Genomic DNA, 794 nt, shown 5'->3' with positions numbered 1-794 from the left:
GTCTATTATAGGTAATAACTATTTATTTTGAAAGAAAGGATTGATAAGGATGAAAAAGAATACGTTGATAAAAGTAGGATTATGTGTAAGTTTACTAGGCGTAACTCAATTTAGTAGCACAATTTCTTCTGTACAAGCAGAACGAAAGGTAGAGAACAAAATAATAAAGAATGAGACAGGAACTATTTCAATTTCTCAGTTAAATAAAAATGTATGGATTCATACGGAGTTAGGTTATTTTAACGGAGAAGCAGTTCCTTCGAGTGGTCTAGTTCTTACTACTTCTAAAGGGTTAGTACTTGTCGATTCTTCTTGGGATGATAAGTTAACGAAGGAATTAATAGAGATGGTAGAAAAGAAATTTAAGAAGCGCGTAACGGATGTCATTATTACACATGCGCACGCTGATCGAATTGGCGGAATTAAAACGTTGAAAGAAAGAGGCATTAAAGCGCATAGTACAGCATTAACTGCGGAACTAGCAAAGAAAAATGGATATGAGAAGCCACTTGGAGACTTACAAACAATTACGAATATGAAGTTTGGAAATATGAAAGTAGAAACGTTCTATCCAGGGAAAGGACATACAGAAGATAACATTGTCGTATGGTTACCGCAATACAAAATTTTAGCTGGAGGCTGTTTAGTGAAATCTACGGAAGCAAAAGATTTAGGAAATGTTGCTGATGCATATGTAAATGAATGGTCCACATCGATTGAGAATGTGTTGAACCGATATAAAAATATGAATTTAGTACTACCTGGACATGGTGAAGTAGGGGACAGAGGATTAC

At 35.0% G+C, this 794-nt stretch carries 1 protein-coding gene; it reads left to right on the top strand.

The window, feature by feature from the left end; genetic code table 11:
* Window positions 1-49: 49 nt before the first annotated feature.
* The coding region (bla2, locus tag AC1DTM_RS29720; protein ID WP_477001615.1) for a BcII family subclass B1 metallo-beta-lactamase at window positions 50-794 on the top strand (745 nt) is incomplete at its 3' end.

Source organism: Bacillus sp. P4_D3, assembly GCF_056401855.1.
Note: the sequence above shows the minus strand (reverse complement) of the source record. Positions and strands in the feature narration are given on the sequence as shown.